Raw genomic sequence first — 15156 nt, forward strand, 5'->3', positions numbered from 1 at the left:
GGTCGGGCAGGCGGGATTTGAACCCACGACCTCTTCGTCCCGAACGAAGCGCGCTACCAAGCTGCGCCACTGCCCGTCCAACTCACAATACCAAGAGGGAGGAGGAAAAAACCTAGGCAGGCTGGGGGGTGGCTCGGCTCAGGGCGCCCGCCGCCCGGAGCTTGTCGAGGACGGCGGGCTGGGCCGAGACAGGACCCGCCAGCCTGCCGGAGGATGGTAAACCCAGAAGCGCCGCGCGCCACCTAGCTCAAAACGGCCAAAACAGCCCGCTGCAACCCCACCGCATCCAAAGGCTTAACAATCCACCCATCAGACCGAGCCTGCCTCGCCAAATAAACATCAGCCTCCCGATCCAAAAGCATCAAAACCCGCGTCTCCGGCGCCCGCCCCATCTCCGCCTCCAACCGCAAGTCGAGACAAGTAGCCATCCCCCCCATGTTCCCAATCTGAAGATCACAGATCACCACATCAGGCTTCTGCTCCCGCACCGCGTCCAGCACCTCCACCCCAGTCCGAACCCTGCTTACCTCGGAAGTGTCGCTCCCCAACGCGGCGTCAACGGCGTTGTATACAGAGTCGCTGTCGGTGGCCAAGAGCACATGGGTCACGCTTCGATGGTATCCAAATCGATATCGCCATCTCGTGCTGGGGAAATGCGGTTGGCCGATGGCATTGGAGCTGTCTCGCGTTAGCATCATGGTCGGTCACAGGGGAGGCGCATTGCTTGAGATCGAAGTCGAAGAACTAGACACCCATACCGTGCTCCGCCCCAGCGGCGAGATCGACGCCTATACCGTGGCCCAGTTCCGCGAGCGGATCGGCGACTTGGCCCTCGCCCCCCGGCTGCTCATCGACTTGGGGTCGGTTCCGTTCATGGACTCGGCCGGTTTGGGCGCGCTGATCGGCGGCATCCGGCGAATCCGCGATTCCGACGGCGAGGTCGTGGTGGCCTGCGGAGAGGGTGCGCTGGCCAGGCTGCTGCACACCACCGGCTTCGACCGGATCGTCCCGGTGGCTGAAACCCCTGAAGAAGCACTGGCCTCGCTGTTGACCCCCGACTCCCCAGAGGCGCTCTAACCCCACGGTGCGAACCCCTCGATTGAAGCTGGCGGCTGCCTGCCTCGTCGGAGGCGGTGTTCTGGCTGCCCTCGCCTTGGCCGGGGTGGGATCGGCCGCCGCCGATTCCCATACCTCGGATGCGGGAGTGGCCGCGGTGGTGGAGGTCACCGGGTTGCTCGATCCGGTCATGGCCGAGCTCGTCGAAAACTCAGTGGCCGACGCGGCCGAGGCGGGGGCCCGGTTGCTGGTATTTCGGGTGGACAGCAACCGCTCCGTGGTTTCTGACGGCCGCTTAGCCGAGTTGGCCGACGCCATTGCCGCCTCACCGGTGCCTATCGCCATTTGGGTCGGCCCCAATGGGGCTTCTCTGGAAGGCAAGGTGGCCCAGCTCTTCGCCACTGCCGACGAGGTGGGCATCGCGCCCGGTACCCGGGTGGGCGATCTCGGCCCTGCGCTTGCGATGCTGGCTGACCATCCGGTGGCCTGGGACAACCAGGAGCTGATCCGTCACCAGACGCTCGGGTGGCGAGAGCTCATCTCCCAGGGGGTGATCGCCTGCGACCCGCTCACCCTCGACGATTTCCGCGACCGCTTCGCCGAGGCCGGCATTCCCTTTGATCCTGAGGCCGTTCGGGTTCCTCCCGATGAAGAGCAGTGCGTCGCCCCGCTGATCGGCGACTTCTTGGTCGACTTGGATCATCTCGGCTTTGTGTCCAATTTGGTGGCGGTGGACGACCAACCTCGATTGGAGCCGCTAACCCAAGTCCAGTTCCGGGGCCTGTCGCTGGCCCACCAGCTCTTCCACACCGTGGCCAGCCCGCCGGTGGCCTACCTGCTGTTGACCATCGGCATGGGCCTGATGCTGTTCGAGTTCTTCACCGCGGGCATCGGGGTGGCCGGCGTGGTGGGGGCGGTGCTGTTCATCTTGTCGGGCTATGGGCTCTCGGTGCTGCCCCACAACACCTGGGCGCTGGTGCTGTTGGTCGCTTCGATGGTGGCGTTCGGCATCGACATCCAAACATCGGTTCCCCGCTTTTGGACCGGGGCCGGGATGGTCATGTTCGCCGCGGGCACCTGGTGGCTCTACGACGGGGTGTCCATGTCGTGGATTCCCATGGTGGTGATGACCGGGGCTATGGGGGTGGCCATGTTCTCGGGGATGCCGTCGATGGTCCGCACCCGCTTCTCCACGCCGACCATCGGCCGGGATTGGATGATCGGCGAGACCGGCGAGGTGGTCGACGATGTCTCCCCCGACGGCGTCGTGAGGATTCGAGATGCGCTGTGGCGGGCCCGGGTCAACCGGGCGACGCCGGTGACCGCCGGCGAGCAGGTCAAGGTGGTGGAAATCGACGGTTTGTGGCTGGAAGTGGAGCCCATGGAGGGCGCGGCTCGCGACTACCGCGAACGTCGTCGTAAGGGGGATAAGCAGGCCGAAACCCCGGATGGGGGCTGAAAACAGGCCGAAATTGCTCAATTCTCATCTTGTGTTCGGACATCTTCGCCTATAAGGTCCGCCCCAAGGGGGTAACAAGTGAGCGCTGTCACCAGTGAGAAAGCCTGGCAAATAAAGGCCGCATGCCGAGGACCACAGGCCTCGGTCTTCTTCCCCCCGCCGTCATTTGAGCGCAAAGAGGAGAAGCTGGAGCGGGAGAGCCGGGCCAAGGCGATTTGCGAAGAATGCAGCGTCATCGAAGAGTGCCGCGACTACGCCCTGAAGATTCGCGAGCAGCACGGCATCTGGGGCGGCCTCAACGAGCTGGAGCGCCGAGAGATCCTCAACCGGCGGCGCAACTAGCTGGAGCGTCGAGAGATCTTGAACCGGCGGCGCAACTAGCCACCGGGACATCAAATGCTGGGCAAGCGGGGCCCGGCGATTCGCACATCACCTCTTCGGCGGGTCGCGCCATGCCCGTCCAGCCACGCCAGCAGCGGCAGTGCGTACTTGCGAGTGGTTTCCAAGCGCTCGCGTACTTCGGCCACGGTGACCCCGTCGGGCTGCTCGGCGAGCATCTCGGCCAGCACCGATTGAGCTGTTTCCAGAGTTGAGGCCGCGAAGAACACGCCGTCCTGCTCCACGATCAAGCCCCGCTTGACCAGCTCTCGCACCTCGCCTCGGTCCACGCCCGCTGATTCGGGATCGGGCGGGGTGAACGGGGCGCCCTCCAATGCCGCGGTGTAGGGGTGGTTCTCAAAGGGGTCCGACTGGCCGACGAGGCGAACTCGGCCGCCCTCGGTGGCCACGTCTTCCATAAGACCGAGCACCGCCCGGTCTCTTTCGTCCAATCCGGCGATGTCCAGCCCGAGGGGGCCGGCGTCTTCCACCGCGCTGCGAAGCCGAACCTGAGTATCCTCCAACACCGTCGGGCTCACCACCCACCGGCCGACATCGGGGTCTCGCTGCTGCCCGGTGAGCAGGGCCAGACGATCAGCCTCCACCCAGCCCCGCTCAGCGATCACCCGGTCGGCCGACAAGTCGGGCTCGGCCTTGGAAGCAGGCAGCACCGGGTCGACATCGAGCACGGTGCCGCCGCCGATGGTCTCGGCCCGGCCGCTCTCTCGTACCACGAAGCGGTCACCGGGCAAGAGCGGCAGTCGGCGGGGGAGATGAAGCCGCACCAGGCCGGTTTCGCCGGGAGACAGGGCCTCGAGCCCGAGAATCCGCATACGGACTGGCAGCTCGCACGCCCCCACGTAAACGACATGGGCCCCTCGGCGGGACACGTCGTGGTCGAGGGTGCTCAACACCGTCAAAGAGGCGTCGAACCGATTGGTCAGATGCCATTGCGCGGCCCGAACCAGCACATCGCCGCGGGCCACTTCTTGGTGGCCGACGCCCGACAGGTTGATCGCCACCCGGTTGCCCGGTCCGATCTTGGTGCGCTGGGCGTGGTGGCTCTGCAAGGCCCGGATTCGAACCGCGGTGCCCTTGGGTCGCAACTCCAACTCGTCGTCCACCCGGATTTGGCCGCCGCCCAGTGTGCCGGTCACCACGGTGCCCGCTCCCCTGGCGGCGAAGGCCCGATCAACCCACAGCCTCGGACGGCGCTGGTCGGCGGCCGCGGGGGTCCGATCCACCAGGTCGTCCAGCCCGGCTCGCAGGTCATCGAGACCCAGCCCGTCCACCACGTCGGTCTCCACCACCGGTGCATCGGCCAAGAACGTCTGCTCGACCCGCTCCTCGACCTCCAAGCGAGCCAGCTCGGCGATGTCGGCGTCGCACAGCCCCACCTTGGTCAGGGCGATCAACCCGTGCGACACCCCCAGCAGTTCCAGGATGCGGAGGTGCTCTTCCGACTGCGGCATCCATCCCTCGTTGGCCGCCACCACGAACAGGCAGGCGTCCACCGCGCCCACCCCGGCCAGCATGTTGCGGATGAACCGCTCATGACCGGGCACGTCGATGATCGACACCGAACGTCCCGAGGGCAACTGGGCGGAGCCGAAACCCAGGTCGATGGTCAGGCCTCGGGCCTTCTCTTCGGCGAATCGGTCGGGGTCCACTCCGGTGAGGGCCTCCACCAGCGTGGACTTTCCGTGATCCACATGGCCGGCGGTGGAAATGGTGATGCTCACCCAAGGGCTTTCAGGGCAGTGATCACCGGCTGGTCATCGTTTGGGGCCACTGTCCGCAGGTCGAGCCAGGTGCGGCCGTCGCTCACTCGGGCGACTATCGGCGGGGTTCCGGCCCGCAGGGCGGTGGTGTGATCGCCGTCGAGCACCACGCCGCACGAGTCGATCTCGGTCCCGGGGAGCGTGCCACCGCCGGGCACCGACGCCATCTGGGCCACCTCCCCCACCCCCGACTCGGCCACCACCGCGTGGGCCCGGCTCTCCAGGTTGGCGGTGGCCAGCGACGCCATCCGCCAGAAGTCGATGGCCTGCCCGTCTCGCCGCAGGTAGGCCAGCGCCACCTGTTGCAGAGCGCTCAGCACCAGGCTTCCCGGTCGAAGCGCCCGTGCCAGGGGGTGGCGGGCGCACTGGCTCACCAGGTCGGCCCGACCGGCGATGATCCCCGCTTGGGGGCCGCCAAACAGCTTGTCGCCCGAGAACGTCACCAGCGCGGCCCCGTCGGCCAAGGTCTGTCGGGCGGCGGGTTCGCCGGCCAGCCACCCCGGGGGGCCGTCACCGAGCCACGGGCACGCGGCGTCGATCAGCCCTGATCCGATGTCGGCCACCACCGGGACGTCGAGGGAGGCCATCTCGGCCACGGTCACGTGCTCGGTGAACCCCACAATGCGGTAGTTCGACTGATGCACCTTCAGGGCCAGGGCGGTGTCGTTGGCCGGGTTCTCCACCGCCGATGCGAAATCGGCCAGACGAGTGCGGTTGGTGGTGCCCACCTCCACCAGCTTCGCCCCCGACTGCTCCATCACCTCGGGCACCCGGAACCCGCCGCCGATCTCCACCAACTCGCCCCTCGATACCGCCGCCCCCCGCCCGGTGGCCAACGCGGCCAGCACCAGCAGGACCGCCGACGCCCCGTTGTTCACCACGATGGCGTCTTCGGCGTCGCACAGCCGGGCCAACAGGGCCGCGGCATGGGCGTGGCGTGATCCTCGGCGGCCCGATGACAGGTCTAATTCCAGGTTGGAGAAGGCCGCGTCGGCGGCGACGGCCAGCGGGGCCCGGCCCAAGTTGGTGTGGAGCAGAACCCCGGTGGCGTTCACCACCGGTTGGAGCATCGCTCGGGCCGCGGCGTGGGCGTGGCGGCGGGCCTGCGCCTCAACGTCTTCGGGGTCGCCTTCGGCGATGGCCGCCCGGGCAGCGTCCACCAAAATCGGATGGGGCAGCCCGGTGTCGGCCAACGACCGGGCCAGGGTGTCCACCGAAGGGGGTCTCACGGCTCTCAGCGTATGGCGCTAGCGGTGGGCCGTCATCTGCGGCCGATCAATCGCCGTCGGCCAGATCAGTGTCGTGGATGCTGCCCGGTTGGGGGCCTTGGGGGCCGATATAGGTCACGCGATGGCGGAAACGGCGGATGATGAACGGGCGGATCGCCATGCGGGTGGGCGGGAACAATAGCAACAGGCCCACCGCGTCGGTCACGAATCCGGGGGTGAGCATGAGCGCTCCGGCGAATAGCACCAGCGCACCGTCCACCAACTCCCGGCCGGGCATCACGCCCTCGGCCAGCTTGCTGCGGACCCGCCAGAGCACGGCCAGCCCCTGGGCCTTGACCATCCACGCTCCGACCACGCTGACCACGATCAACAGGCCAATGGTCTCCAGCGTTCCGATGCTGCGGGCGGTCTCCACGATCACGTACAGCTCCACTAGCGGCACCGCGATGAACAGGAGCACCAACCAGACAACCACGGTGAGCTCCTTTGCTGAGTCCTACGACGAGACGATGTCGAGTTTGGCCAGGGCCTCTTCAGCGGCCTCGAAAATCCGAGCAGTACAAGAGGCCATGTCCACCGGGGGAACCTCTTCCAACAGCCGGGCGGCGATGGCCCGGAGCGCAGCACCCGCCGGACCAGGGGTTTCTTCCAGCACCACCGGCGCCCCCTCGTCACCGCCCGGGGCCACGGCAACGTCAATGGGTACCTGGCCGAGCAGGGGCACGCCCAGTTCGTCGGCTAGTTCCTGTCCGCCGCCCCGGCCGTAGATGTCGTACGACTCTCCGGTGGGGGTCACGAACGCGCTCATGTTCTCGATCACTCCGGCGATCCGGAGGTAGTTGGAGCGCCCCATCGAGGCCACTCGGGTGGCCACCTTCTGGGCGCTGCGGGCCGGCGTGGTCACCACCACCATCTCGGCCTGGGGGAGCATCTTGGCGATGCCCATCTGCACGTCGCCGGTGCCCGGGGGCATGTCGATCAGCAGGTAGTCCACCGGGCCCCAGCGCACGTCTTCGAGAAAATGCTGGACGGCCCGATTCAGCATGAGCCCCCGCCACATCAGCGCGGTCTCCTCCCGGTCGACCAAAAAGCCCATCGACACCACTTCGAGCGTGCCGTCGCCCACCTGCTTCTCGTTGGGGACGATCTTCTTCTCGTTCTCCGCTCCGGCCAGTCGACCATCGATTCCCAGCATCCGAGGCACCGAGTAGCCCCAGATATCGGCATCCATGACGCCGACCCGCATGCCCCGCCGGGCCAGCTCGACGGCCAGGTTCACCGTAACGGTGGATTTGCCCACCCCGCCCTTGCCCGAGGCCACCATCACCACCTTGGTGGTGGGGGGCACCGCGGTGTCGGGGGCGTTTTGGGCCACGTTGAAGCGGGCCTTGGCCATGGTGGCGGCCTTTTCCTCCTGGGTCAGCTCGCTCCAGTGGATCTTGACCTTCTCCACTCCGGGCATCCCGCCCACCCGGGTGCGGACATCCCGCTGGATCTGGGCCCGCAGCGGGCACCCCGCGGTGGTGAGCGCCACCGTCACCTCAACGAGGCCGTCGGGATTGACCACCGCATCTCGGGCCATGCCCAGCTCAACGATGTCGCTGCCCAGCTCGGGATCGATCACTCCGCGCAGCACGCCCATCACATCGTCAACCGTCGGTAGGGCCGCGGCTGTGCCATCGCTCACGGTGGTCATGCTATCGGGTGTGTATCTCGGTCAATACTGCGGGTACAATGAATGCGGTTCGCAAGTCCGTACAGGGAGAGCTTCGTGATCACACTCACTGATGCAGCCACCAGCAAAGTCGGAGCCTTGGTGCAGCAGGAGCAGGCCGACGACGAAGAACTGGCCCTGCGGGTAGCGGTGCGTCCCGGCGGCTGCTCCGGTTTCAGCTACGAGATGTATTTCGACGCCGACTTCGGCACCGAGGACCAAGAGGTTCTGTTTGGCGACGTCAAAGTAGTGGTCGACTCGTCGAGCGCGGCTCTGCTAGAGGGCGCAGTGCTCGACTACAAAGACGGCCTGACCGATGCGGGGTTCTCCATCACCAACCCCAACGCCGAGCGCACCTGCGGCTGCGGCCAGAGCTTCAGCTAACCCCTTTCGCCGCGCATGGCGGCCGCATTGGAATTCACCGTAGACGGCCGCCCAATTGAGGTGCCCGACGACGGTGCCTCGCTCATGGAGGTGTTGCGCGACCGCCTCGGCATCTCTTCGGTGAAAGACGGGTGCAGCCCGCAAGGTCAATGCGGCTGCTGCACCGTGTGGGTGGACGGAAAGCCTCGAGTGTCGTGTGTGACTCCGGCCCGCCGAGTGGCCGGCCGGGAGATCACCACGCTGGCTGGACTGCCTGCCGACACCCGCACGAGTTGGGGGGAGGCGTTTTGCGCCGCGGGGGCCAGCCAGTGCGGTTTTTGTACTCCCGGCATCATCATGCGCCTCGCCGGCCTCGATGCCCGCTCCGGCGAGGATCGCTCCCGTTCGGGGGATGACCGCTCCCGGACAGGCGACGACCGTCACAGATCGGCGGCGGCCACCGCGCTGGCTGCCCATCTGTGCCGCTGTACGGGGTGGCAGACCATCTTGGAGGCGTGGGAGCACTTTGGTGCGGCGTCCCCTGATCGGGATTGGGCCGCGGCGGCGCGGCGAGCCGAGATCGAGGGGGGTGCTGCCCAGGCAGTCGGGCCTGATGTGGCCCTGGGAGCGGGCGGTTTTGCCGACGACACCGTGCCCGAGGGGGCACTGGTGGCGCTGTCCGACGGCCGGGGCGGCTGGGTGCTGGGAGAGACAGTGGCCGAAGCCCGAGCCGCCGCGGGAAAGGTTCAGGGCCGACGCACCCCCACCGAGCTACCCATGCCGCTGGACTTCCCCGAGGGCGACTGGGCGGTGCGGCTTCGCACCTCGTGGGTGGAGCCGGCCTATCTGGAGATCGACGCTTCGTGGTGCGCTCCTGGTGGCCAGCCAGCCAGCCCACTGGCCAACGGGGGCGCGTTCGGGGCCAAGGAGGCATCGCCGCTGCCGGAAATCGCCCGGCGGTTGGCCGATGAGCACGGACGGGCGGTACGAGTGCTGTGGTCTCGGGAGGACACCGTTCGCCACGGTCCCAAGCGCCCGCCGGTGGCCATCGGGATCGACGCCGATGGCCACGGGGTGGTTCGGGTGGCTCGGACCCCGGGGGTGGCCGATGCCATCGCCTCAGTTGCCCCCGCCCTGGCAATCGAAGAGGTGGACATTGCTGGGCCTCCCACCTCCATTGCCATGCGGGGCGCGGGGTGGGTGGAGGCCGCCGTGGCCCTGAGCGCGCTGGGCGATGGCTCTCAGCCAATCGCCTCGCCGGGCGGGGGCTCGGCCCGAGCCGAGTGGCGCCAAGCTGACCTGCGGGTGCTGGCGAACGGCGGCGATCCCCTGGATGAGGTCGTGCTGCGCTCCTACTGCATCGGCGCGGCCCACATGGCCTATAGCTGGGTGACCTCCGAGGCGCTGACCGTCGGCCCCGACGGCCAAGTCCACGACCTCACCATCCGCTCTTTCGGCGTAGTGCCCGCGTCTCGGATGCCCCTGGTGGACGTGGAGATCGAGCCGTTGGACGGCCCGCCGGTCAATTGCTCCGACGCGGTGTTCGCCGCGGTGGCCGCCGCCACCTGGCGAGCCGCCGGCCATCCCCCCGACTGGCCCACCGGCCCCCTCGATTTCTAATCGGCTTCGCCGTAGAGCAGTCGGTCGGTTACTTCTCGAACGGCCTCGGTGATTTCCTGGTAGTCGGCTTCTAAGTCCCGGTTGCTGGGATAGCCGAGTCGCTTGGCCAGCAGCAGCTCCTCGTGGTCGTCGTCGGGGAACACGTCTGACGAGAGTCCCGAGAGGTGATAGCGGGCGTTGCGGAATCGCTGGCAGAAGCGATATCCCACATCGAGAGTGGCCCGGTCTCCGATGTCGAGCAGGCTGTGCTCCGATAATCCGGCCAGCGCCGGCAGGGTGCGGTTGTCCCTGATGGAGTTTCGGCCGAACCCGTGTTGAAGCTGCATGAGCTGCACGATGAACTCGATGTCGCTGAGCCCACCGGCGCCGAGCTTCACGTCGCGGGCCTTGCTGCCGGTGCCCAGGCGCTCGGCTTCGATGCGGCGCTTCATGGTGCGGACCTCGTCAGCTTCGGCCTCGCTGAACTCGGGCTGGTAGCACCACTTGTCGGCCAACTGGAGGAATCGGTTTCCCAGATCGGTGTCTCCGGCCACGAAGCGGCGTTTGAGCAACGACTGGCGCTCCCATAGCTGGCCACGCTCCTCGTAGTATCGCTGGTATCCCTCAAGCGATCGGGCAAGCTGCCCGTTTTCGCCCTCAGGGCGCAGGCGGGCGTCGATTTCCCAGGCTCGGCCCTCGGCGGTCTGGGCCCCGATCTCCTTGAGCAGGCCCCGGGCAGTGCGGTTGGCTGCTCGGGCGTCGTCGGAGCCTTCGCCCTCGTACACGAACATCACATCCAAATCAGAGGCATAAGAGAGGTCAAGGCCCCCATAGCGCCCCATTCCGATCACGGCAAAGGGCACCTCGGGGGCTAGCGAGTCGACGGCGGCCGCCACCGCGGCGTCGGCGATGATGGTCAGCTCCTGGGGAATCTCGATGATCGAGGCCAGACCCAAGATGTCGCGGGCTGCCACCCGAAGCTGCTCGCGCCGCACGAATCGCCGCAGCTCAGCCATCTGGAGGTCGTGGTCGCCAGCGGCTGATTCCATCGCCTCGGTGGCCTCGGCCATCAACTCTTCGACCGTTCGAGCAATGGCCAGCTCTTCGGGGCTCATCAGCGAGCGGGCGAACTCCGGATGGTTGCGCATCCATCCTGCGGCCACCCGGCTGGAACCCAGCAGCCGGGCGATGTCGCTGATGGCGATTGGGGAGTCTCGCAGCACCGGGAGGATGGTGCCGATCCGGTAGGAGCCGTCCAGCAGCCACGCCAAGCGGACGAGTCCCAAATCGGGGTCGGGGGTGGTGGCCAGGGCCTCCACCATGATGACCAGCACCTGCTGCATCACGTTGGCTCGCCGGCCCAGGTTCTCGGTGAGACGCTCGATGGTGGTGGCCGCTCGGTCGGGATCGGCGAAGCCGAGCTGCCCGAGGTGGTCGGGCAATAGCTCGCTGACCAGGCCGGTCTCGTGCATCCGGTCGAGGGTTTGGCGGTAGAAGATCCGCTGGTGGATCTCCCGAACCGAAGTCTGATGGCGGCTGTGGGATTCCTGGAACGCCTCCAGGCTCTCGAAACCGGATGCCCGGGCCGCCCACTCCCGGTCGGCATCAGCGGTGGGCAGCTCGTGGGTCTGGCGCTCGTCGCGGAGCTGCAACCGGTGTTCCACCGTGCGCAGGTGGATGTAGGCGGTCGTGAAGTGGACGGCGTCGGCTTGGTCGATGTACTCCCCCCAACTCAACTGCCGAAGGGCGGTGAGGGTGTTGGGCGAGCGGATGGTGGGATCTGCTCTCCCGTGTACCAACTGCAAGAGCTGCACGGTGAACTCGATGTCTCGCAGACCGCCGGGTCCCTTCTTGAGCTCCCGGTCGCCCTTCAGCTTGGCCGACTCTTCCACCCGCTTCTTCATGGCCTGAAGCGACGGCACCGTCTTGGCCCCCAGGTTCTCTTCCCACACCCCAGGCCGGATGGCGTCGAAGAAGGCATTGCCCACCTCGAGGTCGCCCGCGCACAGGCGGGTTTTGATGTAGGCCTGACGCTCCCAGGCGTGGGCCCGGTGCTCGAAGTAGTGCTCGTAGGCATCGGGGGGCAGGCTGAGCGAGCCGGTTTGCCCGTCGGGGCGGAGGTCGGTGTCCACTCGATAGACCGCGCCCTCGGCGGTGAACGTGGTGAGGGCCTGCACCACCTTGCGGGCTCGCTTCACCGCCGCCTCGGTGCCGCCATCGTGGACGAACACGATGTCCACGTCGCTGGCGTAGTTCAGCTCGCTGCCTCCCAGCTTGCCCATGCCGATGATGGCCAGGGGTGGGCCCTCATCGGCGATCTCCAGGGCGCGGGCGAAACAAGCATCGGCGAGCAGCGACAACTCCCGGCCCACCGTGGCCAGATCGGCCTCGCCCAGCAGGTCGCGCAATGCGATCCGCAGAAGCTGGCGCCGCTTCCACCGCCGCAGCCCGTCGAGCCCGTCGGCGTCGTCGGGGGCCACCAGCGAAATCTTCTCGGTGGCGAAGTCGGCGGGCGGGTCGAGCACTCCCAGCAGGCTGGGGTCGCGGCGCACCGCCTTGCTCATGCTGCGAGAGGCCCCCGCCAGCATGGCCGCCGCCCGGGCCCGGCGCTCGTCGGTGATGCCGAGGTCGTCGATGAGCGATCGGGCGTCCTCAGGCCACGGTGAGGAGGCGATCAGGAAGTCAATGTCCTGGTTTTGGTGACCGTGGTCTTCAGCTTCCATGGAGTCCCATGCTACGAGCAGTTCCCAAGATCCGTATCCTTCCCAGACATGAGCACTCCAGTCGGTCCGTATTCCCCCATCGTTCGCGCCGGTGACTTCCTCATCTGCTCCGGCCAGATCGGCATCGCCGACGGAGCGTTGGTGCCCGGCGGGCTCATCGCCCAGTTCCGCCAAGCAGTGGCCAACGCCGAGTCGGTGCTGGCCACCGAGCGCGCCACATTGGACGACGTGGTCAAAGCCACCGTTTTCTTGCTCCACATGGACGACTTCGGCGCCATGAACAACGCCTACATCGAGTGCTTCGGCGACAACCGCCCCGCCCGCTCCGCCGTCGGCGTCGCCGCCCTCCCCCTCGGCGCCCTAGTAGAAATCGAACTCTGGGCCCACGTGGACTGATTGGCGGCGGGGATGGCGGCTTATGCGCCGTCGGACGCGTCGTCCTCGTCGCAGCCGCCGTCTCTGAACGGGTTGCTGTCGGCTGGAGGAAAGCGCTCTGGGTCTAGGGGATAGGTAATCCAATCCGTGCTGCACAGCCCACCGAACTCGTCGGCCAGATTGGCCAGCGCCAGCAGCGACGGACCGCGGACCCAAGCCGCCCACAACTCGGCGCCGTTGGTGATGTTCTCGGTGTACCAGTCCGGCACTTGGCCGGTCATGCCCTGGAGGGCGACTTCCTCGGCCTCACCGCTTGGCTCGCTCCGCGGAGGAAGCGCGGGACACCCGTAGCTCTGATAGTAGGTCAACACGGTTCTAGGAGCGATGAGGTGAGTAACCGTGTCGGCCAGAATCTCTGCTCCGCTGATGCCACCGTAGTCGTAGCAGCCGGGATAGGTAGTAGCGAAGTAAAGCTGCACCGCACCCCACGACTTGGGCGGGGCCAGACCGGTTTGCAGGTCGTAGACGTGAAGGAGCTCATGAACGAGCGTGCCGAGTGTAAATCGTTCGAGGTTCATTTCCTCGGCCCGGCAACCGAACGCGTCGTCCGACACCTCGCAGGGACTTACCACGTAACCGCCGTCCCCAGACTGCGTGGCCAATGTCTGATCGCGGATGTGGTCCCAGGCGACCCGTATCCACGGGTAGTCGGCTTCGTGCTCCCGGACAACCCTCTCTGCCCACGTCCGCAGCCGCTCGGTTGGGGTGAGCGGCACCTCATCGGCCGAAATCGCGGCGATCGGCTTCACCGGGGTTGGTGTCAGCCGGTTCTGGTTGGTGCCGTCACCCAGTTGCCCGACCCTGTTGTCTCCCCAACACAGCGCCGACCCATCAGCGCGCAAAGCACAGGCATGGGGAGCGATGCTCCAATGTGAATCGTCCCAAAGCGATCCAACGCTGACGTTCACAGCCACAGCGTCAGAGACGCCGGCAACCCGTTTCGGCCGATGACGTGGAGCCGTGCTGCCGTCACCAACTTCACCAGCCTTGTTGGTCCCCCAACAGGAGACGCCTCCGTCGCGGTGCAGTGCGCACGTGCTGTTGTTGCCGGTTGACACTTCCACCACGTCGGTCAAGCCCTCAACGCGGGTCGCGGCTTCGGGATTCTGCCTGGAGGTCCAACAGTAGACGTCTCCGCCGACAGACGTTGCGCAGGAGCGAGACGCAACCATCAGCCCTACCGACACCGAAGCGAACGCGGTAGGTGGGTTGAACCTCTCGGGGCCGGAGTCTGAGATATCGTGCGGTCGCCCCCAGCAGGAGATGTCGCCGTCGCGGTGAACCGCACAAGCTGTGTCCATACCGGAGGCAATTCTCACCACGTCGGATAGGCCGGGGATTCGCCGGGGCGAGAGCCTGTCTTGCTTGGTGCCGTCGACCATCTGCCCCCAGTCGTTGCGCCCCCAGCATGAGACGCCGCCGTCGCTATGAAGAGCACAGGTGAACTCACCTCCCGCGCTCACTGCCACCGCGTCGTTGATGCGCGGGACCTTTACCGGCAGGTAGTGGCCGCTATGGTCGCCTTGCCCGAGCTTCCCGTGGGTGCCGCTGCCCCAACAGGAGATGGTCCGATCCTCGTGCAGTATGCAGGCGTGCAAGTTGTCTCCCCAGTGGTTAGACGTGGTGATCGCCACAACGTCTTGAATCCCCGCGAGCACGACCTGATCCAGCAGTCCATTCAGCCCCCAGCACGTCGCCCCGCCGTCAACCCGGACCGCGCACGTGCGGCCCAGGCCTACCGTGATCAGCGTGTCGTCGCCGCGGGGTCCCTCGGGGATCGTGAACGAATCGACCTCGGCGGGATGAGCAAAATCCTGGACACGGAGAGCGCTCAAGTTATACGGGGTGCTGTATCTCCATGTGCCGGTGCCGGATTCGACGGTCTCGGGCCGAAGCAACCGCCGCTGCACGAAGATGTGCTGGCCCCAGGTGTCGTCGGGATGGCGTTGCTGGAGGGCGAACTCGACGCGGCCGTCGGAGCGCCAGCGGGCCGTGATGCGAACCTTGACGCCGCCTTCTAAGTCGAACTGCGTGCTGTACTTCCATGTGCCGGTGCCGGATTCAACGGTCTCGGGCCGGAGCAACCGCCGCTGCACGAAGATGTGCTCGCTCCAGGTGACATCGGACTGGCGCTGCTGAGCATCGCCTTCTCCGTCGGCATTCATCCCTGCTGAAGGGTGCTCGCCCCAGGTGTCGTCGAACTGGCGCTGCTGGAGAGCGAACTCCACCCGCCCGTCGGCCTGCCAGCGGGCCGCAATGCGGGCCTCGACGGAAGCCTCCTCGACCTGCTGCGCCCCCGCCGCCGCCACTCCAAGCCCCGATACCAGCAAGCACAGAGCCAACGCCACCCGAAGCCATCGGCCGCCACGGGAGCCACACAAAACAGACACAGATTTCAAGCTTACCCTTCACCTCGCGG

13 protein-coding genes and 1 tRNA gene are annotated in these 15156 nt (G+C 66.9%); 6 read left to right on the forward strand and 8 right to left on the reverse strand.

Annotated elements, in window-relative coordinates; translation table 11 throughout:
* Positions 1 to 2 precede the first annotated feature (2 nt).
* Together ACOGJC_RS09995 and ACOGJC_RS10000 are read right to left on the reverse strand one after the other, a co-directional pair.
* Positions 3 to 76: transfer RNA gene (locus ACOGJC_RS09995), tRNA-Pro, on the reverse strand.
* A gap of 166 nt (positions 77 to 242) precedes the next feature.
* Positions 243 to 608, reverse strand: coding sequence for a response regulator transcription factor (locus ACOGJC_RS10000; protein WP_419844855.1), 366 nt, complete (start codon positions 606 to 608; stop codon positions 243 to 245).
* Positions 609 to 720: 112 nt separating this feature from the next.
* Here ACOGJC_RS10000 and ACOGJC_RS10005 point away from each other — a divergent pair, with 112 nt between their 5' ends.
* The 3 genes from ACOGJC_RS10005 to ACOGJC_RS10015 all read left to right on the forward strand — a co-directional run bounded on the left by ACOGJC_RS10005 (position 721) and on the right by ACOGJC_RS10015 (position 2857).
* Complete coding sequence (locus tag ACOGJC_RS10005; RefSeq protein WP_419844856.1) at positions 721 to 1077, forward strand: anti-sigma factor antagonist; 357 nt, start codon at positions 721 to 723, stop codon at positions 1075 to 1077.
* 22 nt (positions 1078 to 1099) lie between these two features.
* Positions 1100 to 2515, forward strand: a complete 1416-nt coding sequence (locus ACOGJC_RS10010) for an NfeD family protein (RefSeq protein WP_419844857.1) — start codon at positions 1100 to 1102, stop codon at positions 2513 to 2515.
* Between the two features lie 78 nt (positions 2516 to 2593).
* The gene (locus ACOGJC_RS10015) at positions 2594 to 2857 is read left to right on the forward strand and encodes a WhiB family transcriptional regulator (protein WP_419844858.1); all 264 of its coding nucleotides are present in this window, start codon (positions 2594 to 2596) and stop codon (positions 2855 to 2857) included.
* Positions 2858 to 2907: 50 nt separating this feature from the next.
* Here ACOGJC_RS10015 and selB read toward each other — a convergent pair whose 3' ends face one another.
* From selB to ACOGJC_RS10035, 4 genes are read right to left on the reverse strand one after another with little or no spacing between them, the layout of a single operon-like run.
* On the reverse strand, positions 2908 to 4635 hold the full coding sequence (selB, locus tag ACOGJC_RS10020; protein ID WP_419844859.1) for a selenocysteine-specific translation elongation factor: 1728 nt from the start codon (positions 4633 to 4635) through the stop codon (positions 2908 to 2910).
* Positions 4632 to 5903: an L-seryl-tRNA(Sec) selenium transferase gene (gene selA / locus ACOGJC_RS10025; protein WP_419844860.1), complete on the reverse strand. Its 1272-nt coding sequence runs from the start codon at positions 5901 to 5903 to the stop codon at positions 4632 to 4634. Before selA ends, selB begins: the two co-directional genes overlap by 4 nt.
* 46 nt (positions 5904 to 5949) lie before the next feature.
* Positions 5950 to 6378 (reverse strand): FxsA family protein, encoded by a 429-nt coding sequence (locus tag ACOGJC_RS10030; protein WP_419844861.1) that lies wholly within the window; start codon positions 6376 to 6378, stop codon positions 5950 to 5952.
* Between the two features lie 21 nt (positions 6379 to 6399).
* Positions 6400 to 7590, reverse strand: coding sequence for an Mrp/NBP35 family ATP-binding protein (locus tag ACOGJC_RS10035; protein ID WP_419844862.1), 1191 nt, complete (start codon positions 7588 to 7590; stop codon positions 6400 to 6402).
* An 84-nt stretch (positions 7591 to 7674) separates the two neighbouring features.
* On the opposite strand from ACOGJC_RS10035, the gene ACOGJC_RS10040 reads away from it, so the two are divergent.
* Together ACOGJC_RS10040 and ACOGJC_RS10045 are read left to right on the forward strand one after the other, a co-directional pair.
* On the forward strand, positions 7675 to 8001 hold the full coding sequence (locus ACOGJC_RS10040; RefSeq protein ID WP_419844863.1) for a HesB/IscA family protein: 327 nt from the start codon (positions 7675 to 7677) through the stop codon (positions 7999 to 8001).
* 15 nt (positions 8002 to 8016) lie between these two features.
* Positions 8017 to 9600, forward strand: coding sequence for a 2Fe-2S iron-sulfur cluster-binding protein (locus ACOGJC_RS10045; protein ID WP_419844864.1), 1584 nt, complete (start codon positions 8017 to 8019; stop codon positions 9598 to 9600).
* Here ACOGJC_RS10045 and ACOGJC_RS10050 read toward each other — a convergent pair.
* Positions 9597 to 12302 carry a bifunctional [glutamine synthetase] adenylyltransferase/[glutamine synthetase]-adenylyl-L-tyrosine phosphorylase gene (locus tag ACOGJC_RS10050; RefSeq protein ID WP_419844865.1) on the reverse strand — a complete coding sequence of 902 codons (2706 nt, stop codon included), beginning with the start codon at positions 12300 to 12302 and terminating at the stop codon, positions 9597 to 9599. The genes ACOGJC_RS10045 and ACOGJC_RS10050 overlap by 4 nt on opposite strands.
* A 48-nt stretch (positions 12303 to 12350) precedes the next feature.
* Between ACOGJC_RS10050 and ACOGJC_RS10055 the strand changes: the two genes are divergently transcribed.
* On the forward strand, positions 12351 to 12698 hold the full coding sequence (locus ACOGJC_RS10055; RefSeq protein ID WP_419844866.1) for a RidA family protein: 348 nt from the start codon (positions 12351 to 12353) through the stop codon (positions 12696 to 12698).
* A 20-nt stretch (positions 12699 to 12718) separates the two neighbouring features.
* On the opposite strand, the gene ACOGJC_RS10060 is transcribed toward ACOGJC_RS10055, so the two are convergent.
* The gene (locus ACOGJC_RS10060) at positions 12719 to 15127 is read right to left on the reverse strand and encodes an RCC1 domain-containing protein (RefSeq protein ID WP_419844867.1); all 2409 of its coding nucleotides are present in this window, start codon (positions 15125 to 15127) and stop codon (positions 12719 to 12721) included.
* Between the last annotated feature and the right edge of the window lie 29 nt (positions 15128 to 15156).

Source organism: Candidatus Poriferisocius sp. (genome assembly GCF_965204015.1).
Lineage (GTDB): Bacteria > Actinomycetota > Acidimicrobiia > Acidimicrobiales > Bin134 > Poriferisocius.

Coding starts and splice junctions, on each gene's coding strand:
- ACOGJC_RS10045 (WP_419844864.1), top strand. CDS start 8,017: ATGGCGGCCGCATTGGAATTCACCGTAGACGGCCGCCCAATTGAGGTG.
- ACOGJC_RS10050 (WP_419844865.1), bottom strand. CDS start 12,302: ATGGAAGCTGAAGACCACGGTCACCAAAACCAGGACATTGACTTCCTG.
- ACOGJC_RS10055 (WP_419844866.1), top strand. CDS start 12,351: ATGAGCACTCCAGTCGGTCCGTATTCCCCCATCGTTCGCGCCGGTGAC.